The 21,585-nt window shown below is 72.2% G+C and carries 21 protein-coding genes; 12 read left to right on the top strand and 9 right to left on the bottom strand.

Annotated elements, in window-relative coordinates:
* Positions 1-85 precede the first annotated feature (85 nt).
* The 7 genes from ACHUEU_RS11035 to ACHUEU_RS11005 all read right to left on the bottom strand — a co-directional run bounded on the left by ACHUEU_RS11035 (position 86) and on the right by ACHUEU_RS11005 (position 4,755).
* On the bottom strand, positions 86-1,114 hold the full coding sequence (locus ACHUEU_RS11035) for an ABC transporter substrate-binding protein (protein WP_394216172.1): 1,029 nt from the start codon (positions 1,112-1,114) through the stop codon (positions 86-88).
* 36 nt (positions 1,115-1,150) lie between these two features.
* Positions 1,151-2,026, bottom strand: coding sequence for an ABC transporter permease (locus ACHUEU_RS11030; protein ID WP_394216171.1), 876 nt, complete (start codon positions 2,024-2,026; stop codon positions 1,151-1,153).
* The gene (locus ACHUEU_RS11025; RefSeq protein WP_394216170.1) at positions 2,023-2,808 is read right to left on the bottom strand and encodes an ABC transporter ATP-binding protein; all 786 of its coding nucleotides are present in this window, start codon (positions 2,806-2,808) and stop codon (positions 2,023-2,025) included. The genes ACHUEU_RS11030 and ACHUEU_RS11025 overlap by 4 nt, the downstream gene beginning before the upstream one ends.
* A gap of 155 nt (positions 2,809-2,963) precedes the next feature.
* Positions 2,964-3,356 (bottom strand): type II toxin-antitoxin system VapC family toxin, encoded by a 393-nt coding sequence (locus ACHUEU_RS11020; RefSeq protein WP_394216169.1) that lies wholly within the window; start codon positions 3,354-3,356, stop codon positions 2,964-2,966.
* A complete protein-coding gene (locus ACHUEU_RS11015) occupies positions 3,353-3,637 on the bottom strand; it encodes a type II toxin-antitoxin system Phd/YefM family antitoxin (RefSeq protein WP_394216168.1) in 285 nt (94 codons plus the stop codon). The genes ACHUEU_RS11020 and ACHUEU_RS11015 overlap by 4 nt, the downstream gene beginning before the upstream one ends.
* 66 nt (positions 3,638-3,703) lie before the next feature.
* Positions 3,704-4,183 carry a tRNA adenosine(34) deaminase TadA gene (gene tadA / locus ACHUEU_RS11010; RefSeq protein WP_394216167.1) on the bottom strand — a complete coding sequence of 160 codons (480 nt, stop codon included), beginning with the start codon at positions 4,181-4,183 and terminating at the stop codon, positions 3,704-3,706.
* Positions 4,184-4,212: 29 nt separating this feature from the next.
* The gene (locus tag ACHUEU_RS11005; RefSeq protein WP_394216166.1) at positions 4,213-4,755 is read right to left on the bottom strand and encodes a dihydrofolate reductase family protein; all 543 of its coding nucleotides are present in this window, start codon (positions 4,753-4,755) and stop codon (positions 4,213-4,215) included.
* A 79-nt stretch (positions 4,756-4,834) separates the two neighbouring features.
* On the opposite strand from ACHUEU_RS11005, the gene upp reads away from it, so the two are divergent.
* From upp to ACHUEU_RS10965, 8 genes are all read left to right on the top strand, one after another.
* Positions 4,835-5,473 carry a uracil phosphoribosyltransferase gene (gene upp / locus ACHUEU_RS11000; RefSeq protein WP_394216165.1) on the top strand — a complete coding sequence of 213 codons (639 nt, stop codon included), beginning with the start codon at positions 4,835-4,837 and terminating at the stop codon, positions 5,471-5,473.
* An 81-nt stretch (positions 5,474-5,554) separates the two neighbouring features.
* Positions 5,555-5,857, top strand: coding sequence for an urease subunit gamma (locus ACHUEU_RS10995; RefSeq protein WP_394216164.1), 303 nt, complete (start codon positions 5,555-5,557; stop codon positions 5,855-5,857).
* Between the two features lie 10 nt (positions 5,858-5,867).
* Positions 5,868-6,440 carry an urease subunit beta gene (locus ACHUEU_RS16490; RefSeq protein ID WP_463454939.1) on the top strand — a complete coding sequence of 191 codons (573 nt, stop codon included), beginning with the start codon at positions 5,868-5,870 and terminating at the stop codon, positions 6,438-6,440.
* On the top strand, positions 6,433-8,142 hold the full coding sequence (locus ACHUEU_RS10985; RefSeq protein ID WP_394216163.1) for an urease subunit alpha: 1,710 nt from the start codon (positions 6,433-6,435) through the stop codon (positions 8,140-8,142). Before ACHUEU_RS16490 ends, ACHUEU_RS10985 begins: the two co-directional genes overlap by 8 nt.
* Before the next feature lie 2 nt (positions 8,143-8,144).
* Positions 8,145-8,858 carry an urease accessory protein UreF gene (locus tag ACHUEU_RS10980; RefSeq protein WP_394216162.1) on the top strand — a complete coding sequence of 238 codons (714 nt, stop codon included), beginning with the start codon at positions 8,145-8,147 and terminating at the stop codon, positions 8,856-8,858.
* The gene (locus ACHUEU_RS10975; protein ID WP_394216161.1) at positions 8,833-9,738 is read left to right on the top strand and encodes an urease accessory protein UreD; all 906 of its coding nucleotides are present in this window, start codon (positions 8,833-8,835) and stop codon (positions 9,736-9,738) included. Before ACHUEU_RS10980 ends, ACHUEU_RS10975 begins: the two co-directional genes overlap by 26 nt.
* Before the next feature lie 51 nt (positions 9,739-9,789).
* Complete coding sequence (gene ureG, locus ACHUEU_RS10970; RefSeq protein ID WP_394216160.1) at positions 9,790-10,536, top strand: urease accessory protein UreG; 747 nt, start codon at positions 9,790-9,792, stop codon at positions 10,534-10,536.
* Between the two features lie 369 nt (positions 10,537-10,905).
* The gene (locus ACHUEU_RS10965; protein ID WP_394216159.1) at positions 10,906-11,664 is read left to right on the top strand and encodes a winged helix-turn-helix domain-containing protein; all 759 of its coding nucleotides are present in this window, start codon (positions 10,906-10,908) and stop codon (positions 11,662-11,664) included.
* Positions 11,665-12,254: 590 nt separating this feature from the next.
* On the opposite strand, the gene ACHUEU_RS10960 is transcribed toward ACHUEU_RS10965, so the two are convergent.
* Positions 12,255-13,010, bottom strand: coding sequence for a protein phosphatase 2C domain-containing protein (locus ACHUEU_RS10960; RefSeq protein WP_394216158.1), 756 nt, complete (start codon positions 13,008-13,010; stop codon positions 12,255-12,257).
* Positions 13,011-13,129: 119 nt separating this feature from the next.
* Between ACHUEU_RS10960 and ACHUEU_RS10955 the strand changes: the two genes are divergently transcribed.
* From ACHUEU_RS10955 to ACHUEU_RS10940, 4 genes are all read left to right on the top strand, one after another.
* Positions 13,130-14,740 (top strand): MinD/ParA family ATP-binding protein, encoded by a 1,611-nt coding sequence (locus tag ACHUEU_RS10955; protein ID WP_394216157.1) that lies wholly within the window; start codon positions 13,130-13,132, stop codon positions 14,738-14,740.
* A gap of 78 nt (positions 14,741-14,818) precedes the next feature.
* A complete protein-coding gene (locus tag ACHUEU_RS10950) occupies positions 14,819-17,914 on the top strand; it encodes a DEAD/DEAH box helicase (RefSeq protein WP_394216156.1) in 3,096 nt (1,031 codons plus the stop codon).
* Positions 17,911-18,636: an SWIM zinc finger family protein gene (locus ACHUEU_RS10945; RefSeq protein ID WP_394216155.1), complete on the top strand. Its 726-nt coding sequence runs from the start codon at positions 17,911-17,913 to the stop codon at positions 18,634-18,636. Before ACHUEU_RS10950 ends, ACHUEU_RS10945 begins: the two co-directional genes overlap by 4 nt.
* 28 nt (positions 18,637-18,664) lie before the next feature.
* A complete protein-coding gene (locus tag ACHUEU_RS10940) occupies positions 18,665-20,236 on the top strand; it encodes a serine hydrolase domain-containing protein (RefSeq protein WP_394216154.1) in 1,572 nt (523 codons plus the stop codon).
* 7 nt (positions 20,237-20,243) lie between these two features.
* On the opposite strand, the gene ACHUEU_RS10935 is transcribed toward ACHUEU_RS10940, so the two are convergent.
* Complete coding sequence (locus tag ACHUEU_RS10935) at positions 20,244-21,530, bottom strand: serine/threonine protein kinase (protein ID WP_394216153.1); 1,287 nt, start codon at positions 21,528-21,530, stop codon at positions 20,244-20,246.
* Positions 21,531-21,585 lie beyond the last annotated feature (55 nt).

The raw sequence follows: 21,585 nt of genomic DNA, 5'->3' as shown, positions 1-21,585 counted from the left end.
ACCGCTCAGGACCGGAGGCGCTCCCGGCCCACCGCGCCGGTCGGCCGCGCGGTCGACCACGCAGAGGACCGCGCGGGGACGGCGATCAGGCGCTCGCCCCCTCGGCGAAGCTCGCGTCGACCACCCCGTTCACGTCGATCGGCTCGGTGTACGTGATCTGGCCGGCCTCGATCCACACGGTCTGCATGGCCTCGAGCTGATCGGGCTGCGGCGCGAGATCGGGCAGGTAGGAGTACATCGGGGCGGACTTCAGCACCTCGAGCTCCTGGCCCAGGGTGTCGGCGAGGATCTGGTAGACCTCGTCGGTCTGGGTGCCGTCGCTCGAGAGCTCCTGGGAGCCCTGGGCGAGCGCCGAGAAGAAGCTCTGCGCGAGCTCGCCGCCGAGGAACGTCTCGGAGTAGAGCACGCCGGTGCCGGTGGTGCCCTGCGTCGGGACCGCCAGCGGCGAGGCGACTCCGGCCTCCTCCATCGCGGTGGAAAAGGGCGCCGAGGGGGTCGCCGCGGCGACGGAACCGTTGGCGATGGCGGGCTCCTGGTCGGGGGTGGAGAGGTTGGAGACCTCGACGTCGTTCAGGGTCAGTCCGCCCTCCTCGAGCATGGCGGCCAGCAGGTAGCCGCCGGTCGCGCCGGGGCCGCCGGCCACGCCGATCTTGCGGCCCGCGAGATCGGCGACCGTGGTGACCGAGCCGTCGTCGATGAGCTCCTGACTGACCTCGAGCGCGGTGGGCGAGCTCTCCGGGTCACCCGGAGAGATCCCCATCGAGCCGACGATCTTGAAGGCCAGACCCTGGTCCAGGGCGTTGAACATGCCGGCGCTGAAGCCCGCGATCATCACGTCGAGCTGGTCGCCCGCGAGCATCGGGATGCCGTCCTGACCGGACTTCAGCGGGGTCAGCTCGACGGTGATGCCGGCCGCCTCGAAATACCCCATCGCGTCGGCGACGTAGAGCGGGGCGAACAGGGAGGACGGCACGTGGCCGACCCGCACTGCGGCGGCCGACTCGGCCCCGGCGCCAGCAGCGGGATCCTTTCCGGTCACGGCCGGACCGCAGGCGGCGAGCGCGCCGCCGAGAGCGGCGGCGGAGGCCAGGGAGAGCAGGGAGCGACGTCGCATCAGGGGTTCCTTGGAGGTGAGAGGGATGAAGATGGATCAGGCGTCTCGGCGCCAGGGCAGCAGCAGCTTCTCGCTGCGGCTTAGCAGCGTGGTCAGGACCGCACCGATGATGCCGATGACCAGCAGGCCCACGTAGAGCTTCTCGGGGATGAACAGCTGCCAGGAGTTCCAGATCAGGTAGCCGAGGCCGGTGGTGGACGCGCCGGTGAACTCCACCGCGGTGACCACCACGACGGCGGTGCCGGTGGCGGTCCTCAGACCGGAGAACACGAAGGGCATCGCCCCGGGCAGGACCACGAAGCGGAAGCGGGCGAAGCCGGTGGCGCCGTACGCCGTGCCCGCTTCGAGCAGCTGGCGGTCGATCGCCCAGACCCCGGAGACGGTCGCGATCTGCATGACGAAGAAGGTCGTGATGAACACGGCGATGATCTTCGGCAGCTCGGTGGGTCCGAAGATCATCAGCAGGATCGGGAAGATCGCGATCTTGGGAAGCGGGTACAGCGCGCTGAACAGGGGCCCGCAGGCGGCGTTCAGGGCGCGCGAGGAGCCCATCAGCAGGCCCACCACGATCCCGGTGAGCGCGCCGAGACCGCCACCGACGAGCAGTCGCAGCAGGGTGGGGCCGGTGTGGCGCCACAGCTCGCCGTCCAGCGCCATCTCCCCCAGGGCCATGAGGATCGTGGTGGGCGGCGGGAAGAACCGCGGGTCGATGATCAGCAGTCGCGCGCACACCTCCCACAGCAGCACCAGCACGATCGGGGCGGCGATGGAGAGCACCAGGTCGCGGGTGCGCAGGCGGCTCTCGCGGGAGCGGTGGGCCCGGGCCGCCACGAGGGTGCGCTCGGCGCGCTCGTCCTCGACGTGCCGGCCCGCAGGACTCTGCCCCGCTCCGCGGTTCTCGACGGTGCTCATGCGGTCTCCTCGGCGGTGCGCACGTCATCGCGCAGCAGGTTCCAGATGCGAGAGCGCAGCTCGCCGAACTCGGGGCTGCGCTCGATGTCGAAGGAGCGGGGGCGCTCGAAGGGGATCGTGAGGTCCTCGCGCACGGTCCCGGGGCGGCCCGACATCACGATCACGCGGTCGCTGAGGATGATCGACTCGTCGATGTCGTGCGTGACCATGAGGACCGTCTTGCGCTCCTGTTCCCACAGGGCGATGAGCTCCTCCTGCATGAGCATGCGGGTCTGGGCGTCCAGGGCGCCCAGCGGCTCGTCCATCAGCAGCACCGGGGACCCGGTCGCGAAGGCGCGGGCGATCGCGACGCGCTGGCGCATGCCGCCGGAGAGCTGGTGGGGGTAGGCAGCGGCGACGTCGGTCAGCCGCACCCGGGCGAGCCAGTCCCGGGCGGTGGCCTCACGCTCCCGCCGGGAGACACCGGTCATGCGCAGGCCGAAGGCGACGTTGTCCAGCACCGTCATCCAGGGGAACACCCCGTGCTCCTGGAACACGAAGGCCGCGGGCACCGGGTGCTCGGCGCCGGTCATGGTGACCGCGCCGACGGTGCGCTCCTCGAGCCCGCCGAGGATCCGCAGGAAGGTCGACTTGCCGCAGCCGGAGGGGCCGACGATGCACGTGAAGGAGCCCGGCTCGAGGGCGAGGGAGAAGCTCTCCAGGGCCCAGACGGGATCCCCGCCGGAGAAGAAGACCTTCGAGACGTCCTCGGCGACGACGGTCGCCTGGTCGGCGGCATGCATGGAACTCTCCCTCGGCCCCGTCGGCGGAGTCGGCGGCAGACGGTGCGGGACGTGTCGTGGCGGAGCGGACTCGGATCCGCTCACTGTAGGAGGTCGCGCTGCTCCTCCGACCCTCATCTCACTGCCCGGACAGGATGAGACAGGCGGGGCCGCGGTCACCAGAGACGATCGGCACCCGCCAGGCTGTCGAAGACCGTATCCGCGCTCACCAGGGGAAGGCCCCGACGGATCGCCTGCGCGATGATCATCCTGTCGAAGGGATCCCGGTGATCCCACACGAGCGAACCGGCGAGGATCGAATCGGCGGAGTCGATGAGAAGCGGCGTCGCGTACCACCTCTCGAGATGCTGTGCATAGTCGAGGATGAGGGACTCTGCTCCCGGCAGCTTGCCGATGCGGACCTTGGTGGCGATCTCCCAGGCCGACGCTGCGGACACCCAGACGATGGTGTCCGGATCGGCGAGCGCCTCGTCGGCGGCGGGAGTGAGCTTCTCCGGTTCCGCCATCGCCCAGAGCAGCACGTGGGTATCCACGAGCAGCTCGGTCACGCCTCGCCCTCCCAGGCCCGCAGCTCCTCCTCGGGGAGCTCGTCGAAGAAGGAGTCGGGGACCCGGAACCGCAGGAATCCCATCGGGCGCCGGCGGTCCTTCTGGGGCGGGGCGTCGACGGGCACGAGCCGGGCGACCGCGGTGCTCCCCCGCGAGATGACGACCTCGCTGCCCGTCTCCACCTCGCGCAGCAGCGAAGAGAGGCGGGTCTTCGCCTCCTGAACCTTCACCACCCGCTCCGGGCGCTCGGGCCTGCTCTCCGGGCCCGTCTTTGCGCTCATGTCATCACAGTACCGCGGATCCGACCAGCCGGACAGGCGCCTGGTCGACCAGTTTCCCCACCCTGGTCAGCCTGGGGGGCCGGCGACCCGTTTCCGCCGCGATCGGAAGAACTCACGCAGCAGCTCGCCGCACTCCTGGCCCCGCACCCCGGTGATGAGCTCCACGCGATGATTCAGTCGCGGCTCGCGCACCAGGTCATAGAGCGATCCGGTGGCCCCCGCCTTGGGATCCATGGCGCCGACGACCACCCGCTGGATGCGGGCCAGCACGATCGCGCCGGCGCACATGGTGCACGGCTCGAGGGTGACCACGAGCGTGCACCCGGTGAGGTTCCAGCGACCGGTGGCCTTGGCCGCGCGGCGCAGCGCGAGGATCTCGGCATGGGCGGTGGGGTCCTCGTCGGCCTCGCGGCGGTTCCCGGCCGTGGCGAGGACCTGGCCGTCGGGGCTCGTGACGACCGCGCCGATCGGGACATCGGCCGGCTCGCGGTCCGCGGCGGCGCGGGCCTCCTCGATCGCCAGGCCCATCAGTGCGTCATCGGTCATGGCTCCATTGTCGCCCCGGTCCCGGCGGGTCAGGCGCGCTCGCCCACCACGCGGTAGCGGGCCTCGAGCAGGGCGCCGCGGGCGCCGTGCTCGAGCAGCTCGAGGTCGAAGCGACCGCCCAGCAGCGGCTTGCCGGCGCCGAGCGTGACCGGGGCGAACGACACGAAGAGCTCGTCCAGCATCCCCTCGCGGGCGAACTCGGCGGCGAGGCCGCCTCCGCCGACGATCCACACGTCCCCGCCCCCGGCCGCCGCCTCGATCGCGGCACGATGCGCCGCGGGAGGGCCCGAGACCACGGTGACGCCCTCCCGCCCCGCGGCGGGCCGGCGGTGGGTGAACAGGAAGGTGGGCTGGGTGAAGACCCAGGCGCCCTCCACGGCCCCCTCGTGCTCGAGGACCCAGTCGTAGGTGGAGCGCCCGGTGACGATCGCACCGATCCCGGCGATGAAGTCGTCGTAGGGCAGGATGCTCTCCCCCTCGACGGGCTGGGACAGCAGCCAGTCGAGGCTGTCACTCTCGTCGGCGAGGAAGCCGTCCAGTGTGGTCGCGGTGTAGAAGCGGTATCGGGTCATGGACCCAGTATTCGTCTGCAGGGCCCCGGGGCCGATCGTCCGGGCCGCGCCCCGCAGCTCGCTCCGGTAGATTCGCCCCATGCGCGTACTCCAGATCGACCACCCCCTCGTCGCCCACAAGCTGTCGGTGCTGCGCAATCGCGCCACCCACTCCTCGGTGTTCCGCCAGCTCGCCGATGAGCTGGTGACCCTGCTGGCCTACGAGGCGACCCGCAATGTCGCCGTGGCCCCGGCGGAGATCGAGACCCCGGTGACCACGATGACCGGCACCCGGCTGACCAACCCCAAGCCGATGGTGGTGCCGATCCTGCGCGCCGGCCTCGGCATGCTCGACGGCCTCACCCGCCTGCTGCCCACCGCCGAGGTGGGTTTCCTGGGCATGGTGCGCAACGACGAGACCCTCGAGGTCACCACCTATGCGAACCGTCTGCCGGACGACCTCTCCGGCCGTCAGTGCTTCGTGCTGGATCCGATGCTGGCCAGCGGGAACACCCTGATCGCGTCCTGCGAGTACCTGCACGAGCGCGGTGCCCGCGACATCACCTGCGTCACCCTGCTGGCCGCGCCGGAAGGACTGAAGGCCATGGAGAAGGCCATCGATCCCTCCATCGACCTCACCATCGTCACCGCCGCGATCGACGAGAAGCTCGACGAGAACGGCTACATCGTGCCCGGCCTGGGCGATGCGGGCGACCGCCTGTTCGGGGTCGTCGACTGAGCCGCTGACACCCGTGGATTGACCCCGGCCTGCCCAGGGGTCAAGATGAGGTCCCTGTCCCCGTGCGTCGAGGAGTGTGCAATGTTCCTGAGTGTCCACGAGCAGGAACGGCTCATGGTCCACCTGGCCGGGAAGCTCGCCCTGGAGCGCAAGGAGCGCGGGCTGAAGCTGAATCTCCCGGAGGCGACCGCGCTGATCACCTCATATCTCCTCGAGGGCGCACGGGACGGCCAGTCCGTCGCCGACCTCATGGAGGGCGGACGCTACGTGCTGGGCCGTGACGACGTCATGGAGGGCGTGCCCGAGATGCTCGCCCAGGTCCAGGTCGAGGCCACCTTCCCCGACGGCACCAAGCTGGTCACCGTCACCCACCCGGTGCAGTGAAGGAGTCCCGATGAGCAACGAGAAGCCTCCGCAGCATCCGGCCGACGCGCCGGCGATGGAGAAGAACCCCTTCGACAACCCGGGCCTCACTCCGGAGGGCGCCCCCGAGCCGCCGGCCCACCCCTCGGACGATCCCGGCCGCGGGTACGAGCCCCACGAGACCGTGCGGAGCTCCGGCGTCGGCGCGCCCAGCGAGCCGCGCCGCTCGGGGTCCGGCAGCCGCCAGGCTCCGCGTCGCATCACCGCCGAGGCGGTGGATCAGCGTGCCCCGGTGATCCCCGGGGAGATCCTGCTGGCCGAGGGGCCGGTGCTGCTCAACGCCGGCAGCGAACCCCTCACGGTCCGGGTGGTCAACACCGCCGACCGCCCGATCCAGGTCGGCTCCCATTTCCATTTCGCCGAGACCAATCCGGCGCTGGACTTCGACCGCGCGGCCGCCCGCGGCAAGCGCCTGAACATCGTCTCCGGAGGCTCTGTCCGCTTCGAGCCCGGGGCCGAGGAAGATGTCCAACTGATCGACTTCCGCGGACGGCGCATCGCGCTGGGCTTCCGCGGAGAATGCGGAGGTCCGCTCGATGACTGAGGTCAGCCGTTCCGAGTACGTCGCCAGCTACGGGCCCACCGTCGGGGACCGCATCCGCCTGGCCGACACCGATCTGGTGATCGAGGTCGAGCAGGACCACTACGTCGGTGGGGACGAAGCGGTGTTCGGCGGCGGCAAGTCGATCCGCGAATCGATGCTGCAGTCCGCCCGCACCCGCGCCGAGGGCACCCCTGACCTGGTCATCACCGGGGTGGTGATCCTGGATCACTGGGGGATCGTCAAGGCCGACGTCGGCATCCGCGACGGCCGCTTCTGCGGGATCGGCAAGGCCGGCAACCCGGACGTCATGGACGGGGTCACCGAGTCGCTCGTGATCGGCCCCTCCACCGAGGTGATGGCCGGCAACGGCATGATCATGACCGCCGGCGCGGTCGACACCCACGTCCACTTCGTCACCCCGGACCAGCTGAAGGTGGGACTGAACGCGGGTGTCACCACGGTGATCGGCGGCGGCACCGGACCGGCGGAGGGCTCCAAGGCGGCGCTGGCGACCCCGGGCGCCTGGTGGCTTCAGAAGATGTTCCAGGGCCTGGATCCATGGCCGGTGAACTTCATGTTCCTGGGACGCGGCAACGCCATGAACGACGAGGCGCTGCTCGAGCAGGTGCGCGCCGGGATGGGCGGCTTCAAGATCCACGAGGACTGGGGCGCGACCCCGGCCGTCATCGACAGGACGCTGCAGATCGCCGACGCCACCGGCGTGCAGGTCGCGATCCACTCCGACACCCTCAACGAGGCGGGCTTCGTCGAGGACATGCTCGCGGCGGTGAAGGGTCGCACCTTCCACGCCTTCCACACCGAGGGCGCCGGCGGCGGCCACGCACCGGACATCATCAAGGTCGCGAGCGAGCTGAACGTGCTGCCCGCCTCGACCAATCCCACCCGGCCCTACACCGTCAACACGGTGGACGAGCACCTGGACATGGTGATGGTCGCCCACCACCTGAACCCGCAGATCCCCAACGACCTCGCCTTCGCGCAGTCCCGGGTGCGGGCCGGCACGATCGCCGCGGAGGACGTCCTGCAGGACATGGGCGCGCTGTCGATCATGAGCTCGGACTCGCTGGCGATGGGTCGCATCGGCGAGACGATCATGCGCACCTGGCAGACCGCGCACCAGATGAAGCGCGTGCGCGGCCCGCTCGAGGGTGACACCACGGCCGACAACCACCGCGCCCGCCGCTACGTCGCGAAGTACACGATCGCGCCGGCGGTCGCGCACGGCATCGATCAGCACGTGGGCTCGATCGAGGTGGGCAAGCTCGCCGACTTCGTGATGTGGCAGCCGGCCCTGTTCGGGGTGCGTCCCTCGGCGGTGTTCAAGGGCGGGATGGCCGCGGTCGCCGCGATCGGCGACCCCAACGCCTCGATCCCCACCCCGCAGCCCGTCTCGGGACGGCTCGGCTTCAACGCCCACACGAAGGCGGCCGGTGCCACCAGCCTCGCCTTCGTCTCCGAGCTGGCCATGGACAACGACGTGGTCGAACGGATGGGGGTCGAGCACGAGATCGTCCCGATCACCTCCACCCGGGAAGTCACCAAGGACGACCTGCCGCTGAACACGGCCCGACCGCGGATCGACGTGGACCCGGACACCTACGCGGTGCGGATCGACGGTGAGCTGATCGAGCACGAACCGGCCGAGTTCGTCCCGATGGCGCAGCGATACTTCCTGTTCTGACGATGCCCGCTCCTCTCACCCGATCGGCGGCCCTGCTGCTGCTCGGCGACGGCCGGTTGCCCGCCGGCGGCTATGCGCACTCGGCCGGTCTCGAGCAGGCGATCGCCCGTGGCTGGGTGCGCGACGCCGACGGCATCTCCGCCTACCTGCGCGGCCGGGTCCACACCACCGGGCTGGTCACCGCTGCCTTCGCCGCGGCGGCGCAGCACCGGACCCGCCTCGCACTCGAGGCCGGGGACCTCACCGGCCTGCGGGCGGAGCTCGCCGAGCTCGACCGGGAGCTGATCGCGCGCACCCCCTCCCCCGCCCTGCGGAAGATCGGGCAGGACCTGGGTCGGATGCTGCTGCGGGCCATGCGCTCGATCGTCCCGGCGCAGGCCGCGGTGCTCGATGCCGCCGGCGCCGCGCTGCAGCAGCCGATCGCCTACGGGGTGGTCTCCGCCGCCCTCGGGCTCGATGCTCGGGACGCCGCCGGCGTGGTGCTCTACGAGGCGGCGGCGACCCCGGCGGTGGCCGCCGTGAAACTCATGAGCATCGACCCGTTCGCGACCCATCGCTGTCTCGCCGAGCTCGCCCCCGAACTGGACGAGCTGGCAGAGCGAGCGGCCGCGCACGCCACTTCCGACCCTCGCGAGCTTCCCTCCCTCGCCGCCCCCCTCACCGACCTCGCCGCGGAGCTGCATTCCCATCATGACCAGCGTCTCTTCGCCTCCTGAGGGCGTCGCTCCGCTGCCCGACTTCGCACAGGTCGAGGCGGGCCGCGGACGGCGCCGCACGTCCCGCGGCTCCTTCCTGTGCCATGCGGTGATCGCCACCGAGCTGCGCGCCGGGCGCACGGCGATCTCCCGCCTGCGGGCCGACACCCCGCTGTCGCCGCGTCCCACGATCGCCAGCGGCGAGGAGCCGTTCGTGCGCGGCGGGGACGCCGCCCGGATCCGGATGTCGGCGAGCGCGGCCGGACCCGTCGGGGGTGACACCTACCTGCTGGACATCCACGTGGGCGCCGGCTCCACCCTGGTGCTGCGCGATGTCGGCGCAACCCTGGTGCTGCCCGGTCCGCACGGTGAGCTCTCCCGCTGGGTGACCCGGCTGCACATCGACGAGGGCGCGACCTGCCTCTGGATCCCCGAACCGGTGATCGCCGCCCGCGACTGCCGTCACGAGCACATCGTCGAGGCCGACCTGGCCTCCGATGCCCGGCTGCTGTTCCGCGAGGAGCTGGTGCTGGGCCGCCACCTCGAGGACCCGGGATCCCTCTCGGCCCGCCTGAGCGTGCGCCGCGAGGGGGCGCCCGCGGTGGTCCAGCAGATCGACCTGGGACCCGGCGCCGCCGGGTCACGCTCCCCGAGCGTGCTCGGCGGCCATCGCGCCGTGGGCAACGCCGTCGTCGTCGACCCCGAGGGCGCCCCCGGGCCGGCCGCCGCCACCCCGGACGCCGGCAGCGCCGTGATGCGGCAGGATCCGTGCACCGTGCAGATCTCCGCACTCGCCCACGACGCCCCGACCCTGCGCCGCCGGCTGGACGCCGGCATGGACCTGCTCGGCCCGCCCTGGGCGGCCCAGGGTCCGCGCACCTGGAGCGCCGTGCCGCGATGACCGCCGCGGTGAGCACCGCCCCAGCATCCACCACCACCCATCGGAGGAACCATGAACGCTGAGACCACCACCCCCCACCGGGCCCTGCGCCTGGGCGTCGCCGGTCCCGTCGGCACCGGCAAGAGCTCGACCATCGCGAACCTGTGCCGGGCCCTCGCCGAGGAGTTCCGGATCGGCGTGATCACCAACGACATCTACACCGACGAGGATGCGCAGTTCCTGCGCGCCGAGGGCGTGCTGCCGGGCGAGCGGATCCGCGCGGTGGAGACCGGGGCCTGCCCGCACACCGCGATCCGCGACGACGTCACCATGAACCTGCTGGCGGTCGAGGATCTCGAGCGCGACTTCGATCCGCTGGACATCGTGCTGGTCGAATCCGGTGGCGACAACCTCACCGCCACCTTCTCCCCCTCCCTGGTCGACGCCCAGCTGTTCGTGCTCGATGTCGCCGGCGGCGGCGACGTGGCGCGCAAGGGCGGTCCGGGGATCGGCCGGGCGGACCTGCTGGTGATCAACAAGGTCGATCTCGCGCCGTACGTCGACGTGGATGTCGCGCAGATGCTGGCCGACGCCTCCGACGCCCGTGAGGGTCGCGCGGTGATCGGGGTGTCGCGGAAGCAGCCGGAGACGGTCGCGGCGCTCGCGGGATGGGTGCGGCAGATGCACACCGCGTTCACCGCCGGCGGCCATGTCCCGCAGGACCCGGGCCCGATGGCCCCGCACTTCCATGCCGATGAGGACGGTGAGGGCGGGTACACGCACTCGCACGAGGAGACGGCCCCCGGCCACTCGCACTGACCTCGACGCCGCCCCGTGCCCCGTCTCCGTCCCGCCATGTGAACAGGCTCTTGCTCTCCGGGACGGGACGGGGCATCCTTTCTGCCATGACCTCGAACGCCGCGTTCCGCGAGACCACCCGCCGGGTGGTCCGCTCCGCGATGCGCTCGATGATGTCCATGATGATGATGCCGATGATGCATCGTCAGCCGAGCCTCTGAGCGCTCACGACTCCTCCGAGGTCGGCTGACAGGAGCCGGCCGGAAGGCGCGGGCTCCAGGTGCTTCCGGGAGCACAGCCCTGAACGATCCGCCTGCGGGCGTCGATCCCAGGGATCCCGGGTCCACCAGCCGCCGCGCTCAGAGCGCCGCACCTCGGAGACCTCGCATCATGACCATCACCCTGGACCGCCCCACCACCCGCACCGATCGTCGTCCTGCCTCGCGCCCGCTGCACCGGGCAGGGGGCGCGGCGCCGCGTCCGCGCCCCGCGACCGATGCCGTGACCATCACCGTGACGGTCACTCTTCCCGCCGGCACCGGCGACGTCGAGACCGCCCTGCTCGCCGATGAGCTGCGCACCGGTGCTCAGCGCCTGGTCGGCGTCCGCGACGGCCGCATCGCCGTCTCGGTGAACAGCCCGAACTCCTTCGCCGCCGCCGGCCGTGCCGCGGCCCGACCCCTGCCGCCCCGCGGCCAAGATGCCCCCGCCGCGGCGCCGCAACGTTCTCGCCGCACCGGCGTGGTCTCCCCCACCTCGCCCGCGCGCCGGGATGCGGAGGCCGCTCGGCGCCGTGCTCTGCAGGCCACCGCCGTCAGCCCCTCCAGCCCGTCTGCCGCCTCCGAGGACAGCCTGGTCATCGACCTGTTCGGCCGACGGGTGCGGATCGACGGGAAGGACGTGGACTTCACCTACAAGGAGTTCGAACTGCTCTCGCAGCTGGCCGGCAATGCGCGCCGGACCATCTCCCGCTCCGAGCTCATGGAGACGGTCTGGGCCGAGTCGCCCGAGGAGACCGGTGAGCGCACGGTCGATGTGCATGTGCGCCGCGTCCGCACGAAGCTGGGCCGCTACCGCCGCCTGATCTCGACGGTGCGCGGGGCCGGCTACCGCCTGGACCCCGGCAGCGACGTCGCGATCCTCGGCTGATCGACGTACTGCGAGGCACGAGCGGCAGAAGACCAGCCCGACAGCACAGCTGATCGACGCACTGCGCAGAAAGCGACGAGCGGCCCGGAGCACTCAACCGACAGTGTCGGGGGCTCACGGACCGCTCGTCATGCCTGTCGTCCGTCAGGGGTGGGTGCGGGCGAACAGGCGGGACGGGCTGCCAAAGGTGGGGGAACCTGGCATGGTGCCCGTCTGGCCGCTCCCCAGGAGGGGGGTCTTGAGGAACGGCACATCTGTAAAGTTTTCAACGTCTTCCGACACTCGGAACACTACCAGGGGATCCGGGTGCCATCCCCGATCGACTCCGAGATCACACCCGTCGACGCTCCCCCGCACCTGCGAGTGTAGGCCCTGCGGGGGGTCGCTGTAAACGCGCAGGAGCATCCCGTTTCCGCAGGCAGCACGTACATTTTGGACGAGTGGAAGCGATCGTCGGCCGCCCTCAGGCTTCGTCATGTGTGCATCAAACCGCGAGGCGAGGAGGAGTTTCCGCGAGCACAACATGCCCGAGATGTCCGATCATAGCGCCGTTGTCGCCGCCCCGCTCCCCGACGATCCCGACGATCTCCTCAGGGCGCATCCGGCCGAAGGGTGAGCACCGTCGCATCGTCATGGAGCTTGCGGGGTCGCTGCTCGGCAGGAAGCTGCGCCTCGGCCCGACGCAGGCGCCGCAGCAGGGCGCCCGGGTCCTCGCGCAGGGCGCGGGCGAGCGAGGAGTCATCGTGCAGTCCCAGCAGATCGACCGCTCGGGTGATGCCGTCGGAGACCAGGTGGACCGCCCGCAGATCCGCGAGCGCCGTGCGGCCGACCAGTGCCTGCCCCGCCGCCTCGGGCTCGTGCCGAGCCACCCAGAATCCGCCGGCCGCATTGCGACGGGCCTCGATCGCCTCCGCCCCGGCCTCCTCGCTCACCACGTCCTCGATCCTCGGATCGGTCAGTCGCCTCGTCGTCCCGTCGGCCCGCTCGAGCAGCAGCGAGGAGTCGCACAGCACCAGGTGCTCGAGGTGCTCAGCACCCCATCGCACCGCGACCACTGTCGCGGACGGTCCGCCGAGGTCGAGATCGCACTGCCCCTCGTGGAGCGAGCGCACGTCCGTGATCGCCCCGGCCAGCGCCTGCCGGAGCGGGACGGTCGGCTCCTGGGCGCGGTCCAGCAGTCGCGCGGCAAGGACATGGGAGAACCACTCGACGCGGTGACGGCAGCCGGCCCGGAAGCGGGAGGGCACCCCTGCGCCATCGATCACCACGGCGACGGGCCCGAGCACTCCCGCGGCGTCCTCGTTCGCGCGCTGGATCGCCGGGTCGGTGAGAAGCGTGGTGTGCACGCCGCCACTGTAAGCATCCCGCAGCGGGAGACGAGCACTCCGCGCCCGTAGAGTGGGCGCGGACCATGCCGCCCGCCCGCTCCGGGCGCGGCGACGCTCAGGACGCGGAAGGAACCCAGATGATCGCGCAGGCGCGGATCACCTCCGACACGACTGCCACCGTGCATCTCGCCGAGGAGACCATCGAGGTCTCCGGAACCGACCTGCCGGAGATCCGGGACCGCGTGAAGCAGGCCTTCATCGCCGCGGCCAAATCCGCCGACGAGGATCTCGATGTGGTCATCGTCGAGCCGGATGTGCGACACCACCTGCGAGTCGAGCCCTCGGGACGGATCACCGGCCGGGACGCGGACGAGCGGCCGGTCCACGGCCCCGGGATCGATGACCCGCTGATCGCCCCGCCCACCGACGACACCGCCGATCCCCGTGGGATCGCCCAGTCGCCGCTGCGCCCGCGGACCGGCGAGCGCGCCGCGGTCGGTTCGCCCAGCACGGGCGAGCACGCCGCGATCGGCTCCCCCACCACCGGGGAGCTGGCCGCCGTGCGCCCGCACGGCGGGAGGCGGCGTCGCGCTGCTGCGATGCCCCCCGCGGCGCGGCCCGCATCGGCCGCCGGGTCGCACTCCACCGGGTCGGCGCCCTCCGCGTCCTCTGCGCTGTCCGCAGCCTCCGCAGCCTCCGCCGGATCAGCGTCCTCCGCCCCGCCGGAGGTCCCGTCCTCGTTCGCTCCCGTCGAGGAGCCTGCGGGGACGAAGCGTCCGCTGCCCGCGCGCACGGCGCCGGCGACGGACAGCACGCGCCCCACCCTCAAGGACCTGCAGACCTCGACCGCGAAGCCCGAGCGGGTCAAGGCCACCCGCGGCGTCCCCGGGTTCATCACCCGGCTCACCCGCGGAGCGATCTCACCGCGGCCCGACCGGCGCGAGCGGAGGGAGACGGAGCGCCTGGAGCGGATCCGTCGGCCGCTGGACGGCCCCCGCAACATCGCAGTGGTCAACCTCAAGGGCGGGGCCCACAAGACCACCGCCTCCCTGATGATCGCGGCGACCCTCGGCGTCACCCGCGGCGGCAACGTGCTGGCCTGGGACAACAACGAGACCCGGGGAACGCTCGGCTGGCGCGGGATCCCCACCGACCATCACCGCACCGCAGTGGACCTGCTGCACGACATCGACCAGCTGCGCTCCGCCGCGGCCAGCAATGCGGACCTCGACCCGTACGTGCGTCCGCAGGGCGGGATGCGCTTCGACATCCTGGCCTCCGACGAGGACCCGGGCTCGGCCGCCTCGATCGACGCCGCCGCCTTCGGCGAGCTCGACGACGCGCTCTCGCGCTTCTACCGGATCAAGGTCATCGACACCGGCAACAACGTGCGGGCCTCGAACTGGCTGGCGGCCGTCAGGAGCGCGGACCAGCTGATCATCGTCTCCACCGTGCGCGAGGACACCTTCAACGCCGCGGCCTGGATGATCGACGAGCTGCGGGCGACAGGTCTGGCCGGGCAGGTCGACAACGCGGTGACGATCCTGTCCCACTCCTCCAGGGGGAAGCTCGATGCGACGCTGCGCGACCGGCTGCGGGCGCACTTCGGTGCGCACACCCGCGCGGTCACCGAGGTGCCCTACGAGCGGCAGTTCGTCGACGGCTCCCATCTGGACTGGGATCGGGTCTCCCCGCGGACCAAGGAAGCTTGGCTCGACGCGACGGCACTGATCATCGACGGCCTGTGAGCCCTCGGGAGCCGGCCCTGCGTCCACAACCGGGCCCCGGGACCGCCGGGGGCCGGGCGCGGCGCCTAGTCTGAGTCCATGCCCGTCCGCCGCCTCCACCTCGTCGTCGACGAGGATCTCGGTCCGGCCCTGTGGGTGCGCGAGCAGACCGGGCCCCGGCGCTCGCGTGCGCTCGAGGACCTCGTCTCCCTGCGGCGCGAGGCGCCCGCACCGCTCGCCGGGGCCCTCGCCGAGGCTCCGGACCGGCTGCGCCACCGGGTGCGTCTCCCCGGTCGCGACGGCGATCGCCGGGTGGCCGCCCTGCCGCTGTCCGGCGCCGCGCTGACCGGGTTCGTCGGGGCGGCGACCGGCCTGCTCGAGGAGCGCTTCGGCGAGGAGCTAGAGGAGCATCTGGCCGCGCTGGTCGGCGACGGCGCCGCGGTGCGGCTCGCGGACGAGCTGATCGCCATGCCGGACCTGGTGGCGGCGATCGTGCTGGACCTGCGTGCACGGTCGCTGGTCGCGCAGCGCCAGCTGCGGGCCCGGGCGGGGGAACGCTTCGGGCGGCCGCTGATGCAGTGGCGCGCGCCCGAGAAGGACGCCCCGGCGATGCTGCACGCCCTGGTGGACGGGCACGCCCGCGACGCGTTCGCCGCCCACCTGCGCCGCGCCGAGGCACCGTCGGAGGACCGCCTCGGCGTGCTGTGGGCCCTGGCCGACGAGGGGGAGCTCCGCGCGGACCTCCCCGCCCAGCGCCGCCTCACCGCCGCCTTCGACGCCTACGTGGACTCCGGCCGGCCCGGGGTCACGCTCGGCTCGCGGGACAGCGAGGTGGTGGTGCGGCTGTTCCAGCCGCCGGTCGGGACCGCCTGGCCGCTGCAGACCTGCCTGCGGGAGCACGACGGGACCGTGCATCCCGTGGCCGACCTGCAGGCCGTCGGCGACCTCACCACCGCCGGGGCCGCCGAGGCCTCCGCCGCGGTGATGCGGCTCGCGCCGACGGTGCGCGGTGCGGCCGTCGACGAGACCGGGGTGGACTGGCTGCTGACCACCGCCGAGGCCTCCGCCTTCCTGTCCCAGGACACCCCCGCCCTCGAGGAGGCCGGGCTGACCGTGCTGCTGCCGCGTGACTGGACCCGGCAGAAGACCTCCGTCCGCCCGCAGGAGGTCGAGGAGGAGCCCGGCGAGCGGAAGGGCTCCGGAGTGGGGCTCGGGGCGATGGTCTCCTTCCGGTGGCGGGTCGCCGTCGGCGACACCGAGCTCACCGAGGCGGAGATGGAGGAGATCCGCGAGGCGCAGTCCGAGCTGGTGCGGCTGCGGGGGCAGTGGGTGCGGCTGGATGCCAGCACGCTGCGCGCCGCGGAGAAGTTCCTGGACACCTTCGGCGCGCGGACGCGCGGAGAGAGGAAGGAGCAGCGGCCGGCGGGCAGCTCGGCACCCGGGTCGACGGCGCCCGGCCGCCTGCTCGAGGCACGACCCTCCTCGGGAGCACCTTCCGCCACGACAGACCCGCCGCGCCCCGCGCCGGTGCCGGCCGAGATCGAGGGCCGGGCGCCCTGGATGGAGATGTTCTCGCTGATCCTGTCCCCCGAGGCGGCGGACGTCGATTTCGGGGTCACGGCCCTGCTCGCCGGCGGCGACCACGGCCTGGCGCGGCTGATGCCGGGGGCGGCGGGCCCCGCCCCGCACCCGCCGCCGCGCAGTCTGCGGGCCACGCTGCGGCCCTACCAGGTCGACGGCCTGAACTGGCTGTGGGCGCTGGATCAGCAGCGCCTGGGCGGGATCCTCGCCGACGACATGGGGCTGGGCAAGACGATGCAGGTGCTCGCCCTGCTGTGCCGGGAGCGCGAGGGCACCCTCGGCATGGACGAGGGTGAGCCGCCGACCGACCCCGCCGGCCCCACTCTGCTGGTGTGCCCGATGTCCGTCGTCGGGGCCTGGCAGCGCGAGGCCGCGACCTTCGCCCCCCACCTGGACGTGCACGTCCATCACGGCGGGGACCGTCGCCGGGACACCTCCTTCGTCACCGGTGCCGCGGAGAAGGACCTGGTGATCACCACCTATTCGCTGCTGGCCCGCGACCTGACCCTGCTCTCCGCGGTCCCCTGGCACCGACTGGTCTTCGACGAGGCCCAGCATGTGAAGACCCCCGGCACCCAGGTCACCCGCGCCGCCCGCACGCTGCAGGCCGCTCGCCGGCTGGCCCTGACCGGAACCCCCGTGGAGAACCGGCTCGCGGATCTCCACTCCCTGATGGAGGTGGTCAATCCCGGACTGCTGGGCAGCGCGAAGAGCTTCCAGGAACGGGTGGCGACCCCCATCGAGGAGGAGGGCGACGGCGCCGCTCTCAGCCGCCTCAAGCTCGTCACCGGCCCGTTCATCCAGCGGCGACTGAAGACGGACCGCTCGATCATCGCCGACCTGCCGGAGAAGATCGAGCTCAGCCGGGTGGTGAACCTGACCGCCGAGCAGGCGGGGCTGTACGAGGCGATCGTGAACGAGCTGAGGGTGGCGATCGACGGCGCCGAGCAGAATCAGCGCCGCACCCTGGTGGTCTCGGCCATCACCCGGCTGAAGCAGGTGTGCAACCATCCCGCCCATTACCTCGGTGACGGCTCGCCGCTGGTGCGGGACGGCGAGCACCGCTCGGGCAAGCTCGAGCTGGTCGACGACCTGCTGCAGACCGCCTTCGAGGAGGGCCAGAAGGCGCTGCTGTTCACGCAGTTCACCACCTTCGGGCACCTGCTGGTCCCCTACTGGCAGGAGAGGTTCGGCGAGTTCGGGATCGACGTGCCGTTTCTTCACGGCGGCGTCTCCAAGCACGATCGCGACCAGATGGTCTCCGAGTTCCAGCAGCACCGGGACCGTCCCGGCCTGATGCTGCTGAGCCTGCGCGCCGGTGGCACCGGGCTCACCCTCACCGCCGCGAACCACGTGGTCCACCTGGACCGCTGGTGGAACCCGGCCGTGGAGAACCAGGCCACCGACCGGGCCTTCCGTATCGGTCAGCGCCGCGACGTGATGGTGAACAAGCTGGTCAGCGCCGGCACCGTCGAGGAGAAGATCGACACCGTGCTCGAGGACAAGCAGGCGCTGGCGGAGCTGACGGTGGGCCCGGGCGAGGACTGGATGGCCTCCCTCGACGATGACCGGCTCTTCGACCTGCTCTCCCTCGACGAGGAGGACGGTTCATGAGCATCGCACTGCGCTCCCGCCGCGGAGCGGTCGGGACGAGCTGGCATGCGGTCGCGCTGCGCGATGGCGCGGAGCATCTGCTGGGCCCGGCCCGGACGGGGCGCGGGAAGGCCGATGCCCGCGCCGGTCGGGTGCAGTGGCTGGACGTCGACGCCGGGGTCGCGCGCGGCGACGTGCGGGACGCCGACGGCGAGCTCTACCAGGCCCGGCTCGAGCTGCCGGCCTTCCGCCCGGACGACCGCCGGGCGTTCCTCCAGGTGGCCCGCGCGCATCCGGAGCTGCCGGCACGCCTGGCCGCCGGCGAGTATCCGCAGCAGATCGAGGCGGAGCTGGCCGCCTCGATGGTGTCCCTGCTGCCGCGGGACGGCGCCGAGCTGTCCCATGACTGCTCCTGCCCGGACTGGCCCGGCCCCTGCCGGCACGTCTCAGCGCTGCTGTACGTGCTGGTCGAGGCAGTGGACGATGCGCCACTGCTGCTGCTGACCCTGCGCGGGTTCTCCCTCGAGGACCTGGTCGCGCCCGCGGGGCCCGAGGAGCGGGCGACGGTGCCGGAGCCTGCCGACGGCGCCGACGGCGTCGACGGCGTCGAGGGCACAGCCGCCTCGACCGCCGCGGCGCCCGCCGCCTTCGACCCCGCCCGCACCGACCCGGCACGGCTCGCCGAGGTGGTCGGCAAGGAGGTCGCCGCGGTGATCCACCGCTTCTTCACCGGTCCCGCCTGAGGTCGCCGCAGGCTCTACAGTGACTGACATGCCTGAGACCAGCCTGCTCTCCCCCGCCCTCCCCTCCACCGTGCTCGACGCTGTCTCCGCACTGTTCGACACCGCCGTCGCCGAGCACAAGACATCGGGTGTGACCTGGGCGATCATCGGCGGCCACGACCACGAGCACGCAGTGCTGGCCCATGGCGCCGCCGGTCATCGCCATCTGATCGGCGGCCTGCCCGCCGCGGGCAGCGGACCGATGGACCGCGCGACCGTCTCCCGCATCGCCTCGATGACCAAGTCGTTCACCGCCGCGACGCTCCTCGCGCTGCGGGACGAGGGCCGTCTGCGCCTGGACGACCCGGTCTCCGCCCACGTCCCCGAGGCCGCCGGGGCCTTCGACCTCGCCGCCGACGAGCGCGAGCCCACCCTGCGCCAGCTGCTGACCATGAGCGGCGGGCTGGTGACCGACAACCCCTGGGGCGACCGTCAGCAGGCGATGACCCGCGAGGAGTTCACCGCGACGCTGCGCGGGGGCCTGGGCCATGTCCACCGCGTCGGCACCGGCTTCGAGTACTCCAACACCGGCTACGCGCTGCTGGGGCGCGTGATCGATGAGATCACCGGCGACGACTACGCGAGCGAGATCCGGCGGCGCTTCCTCACCCCGCTGGGGATGACGGCCAGCGGCTGGTCCGGGCAGGAGATCGACACCGCGCAGCTCGCGACCGGTCACCGCCTCGCCGACCGCACCGACGCCAGCCGCTTCGAACCGGTACCGCTGGACGGCCATGGCGTGTACGGCGCGATGGCCGGGCTGTTCTCCACCGTCGACGACATCGCGGCCTGGGTGCGCTTCCTCGCCGCGGCCGATGCCCCCGACGCCGCCGCCCGGCAGACCGGGCCGCTGGCGACCGCCTCCCGCCGCGAGATGCAGCAGCTGCACCGCCACCATCCGCTGGGCTCCCTGCCTGCGGACCCTGCGGATCCCTCCCGCACCTCCCCGGGCTTCGACCGGGTGCGCGGCTACGGATACGGGCTGGTCGTGGAGCACTTCCCGGACCTCGGCGAGGTCATCTCCCACTCCGGCGGCTACCCTGGGTACGGCTCCTTCATGGTGTGGCACCGCGACTCCGGCGTGGGCGTGGTGGCACTGGCGAACTCGAAGTACGCTCCGGCCACCCCGCTGTCGATGCAGACCCTGCGCCTGCTGCAGCGAGAGCTGCCCGCCCTGCTCGCCCGGCGCCCGCTGCAGGCCGCGCCCCGCACCGTCGCGGCCGCCGAGGCGGCACTGTCCTGGCTGCGAGGGGACGCCGGCGATGACGCTGATCCCGACACCCTCGCTGATGCCTGGTTCGCGGACACCATGGATCTCGACGTCCCGCGGGCGGAGCGGCGGCGCCGACTCACCGCGGCGCTGGCGAGCGCGGGGCTGGACGCACCGGTGCTCGCGGAGCTGCGGGCCGACGGGGCCCAGGTGCTCAGCCGCGCCCAGCTCCGCTGGACGGTGCCTGGCCGCGGACCGGGCGCGCCGTCGCTGCGGATCGAGCTGCTGATGGATCCGCGGCGGGACGGGCTGGTGCAGTCCCTGGACACCACGGCGGTCACCGCCCGCTGAGCCCGGGTCAGCAGGGGGCGAGCACCTCGCCGTCCCTCGCCTCGGCGCAGGAGGCGGCGACGCTGCTCACCGCCGCGCCGTCGAACGGCCCGCCGGCCGACGGGGCGTCGAAGACCAGCAGCAGCACGATCGCCACGATCGCGCCGAGCACCAGTGCCGAGACCGTCCCCAGCGCCACCGCGATCATCGTGCTGCGCCGGTTCGCACCGTTCCCCCCGGTGGGGCCGGTCTGCGTCGCGGTGTACGGATGCGGGCTGAACGGCACGCTCTGCGCCGAGGGAGCGCCCTGCGGCGATGGCTGCCGCGCCCACTGCGGTCCCGTCTGCGGGGAGAAGGACGGGGAGCCGGCGCCGAAGCCCTGCTGGACCCGCCCGGACCGGATCGCCTCCATCGAGGGGCCTGACGCCGGGGGCGCCGGGTGCTCCGGGCGGACGGCCCCGGGGGCATCGGACGGCAGCGGGTCCAGGGTGTCCCGGAGATCCAGCGGGGCCCCGTCGGCATGGGTCAGCGGGTAGCCCTGCGGCACCCGCGGCAGGTCGCGCCGCACGGTGTCGGCGTCCTGGTAGCGGTCCTCGGGCTGCGGCGCCACCAGGCGGCGGATCACTGCCGAGAGCTTCGGGGTGACCCCCTTCAGGTACTGGTTCAGCTCATCGGGCCGGAAGGAGCCGTCATGGAGCTTCATCGGGCCGTGGAGCGCGACCATCGCCACCACCCCGGCCGCGTACAGGTCATGCGAGGGCACCGGCTCGGCCATCGAGAACAGCTCCGGGGCCATGAAGCCGGGGGTGCCGTTGACCATGCCCACATGGGTGAAGCGCACGTCGGTCTCGTGGACCGCGATCCCGAAATCCGCCAGCCGGGAGACCGGGAAGGCGGTGCCGCGCGGCTCGAACATGATGTTCGCGGGCTTCACGTCACGGTGGATCCAGCCCTCGGCATGGACATGGGAGAGACCGTCCAGCAGCTGATCGAGGATCACCACCACGGCGGGCTCGGCGAGCTTGCCCTTCGTCCTCACCACGGACTCGAGCGTGCCGCCGGAGGCCAACGGCATCGCGATCACGACGTGCTCGTCCTCGGCGCCCCAGCCGTAGGGGGTGAGCAGGTGCGGGTGGTCGAAGCTGACGCCCTTCTCCCGGACGAAGCGCATCAGATCCGCGGAGTCGCGCTGACGCAGGACCTTGGCGGCGCAGAGCTGCTGGGACTTGGAGTCCCAGGCGCGCCAGACGGATCCGGAACCGCCCTTCGCGATCAGATCGATGAGCGCGAAGCGCCCGACAATAACGTCAGCCATAGTCTTTCCAGCATAACCTCAGGGTGCACAGCGGCGTTATGCTGGCGGTGATCTG

Source organism: Brachybacterium vulturis, from assembly GCF_043641765.1.
In the GTDB taxonomy this organism is placed as follows: domain Bacteria; phylum Actinomycetota; class Actinomycetes; order Actinomycetales; family Dermabacteraceae; genus Brachybacterium; species Brachybacterium vulturis_A.
Note: the sequence above shows the minus strand (reverse complement) of the source record. Positions and strands in the feature narration are given on the sequence as shown.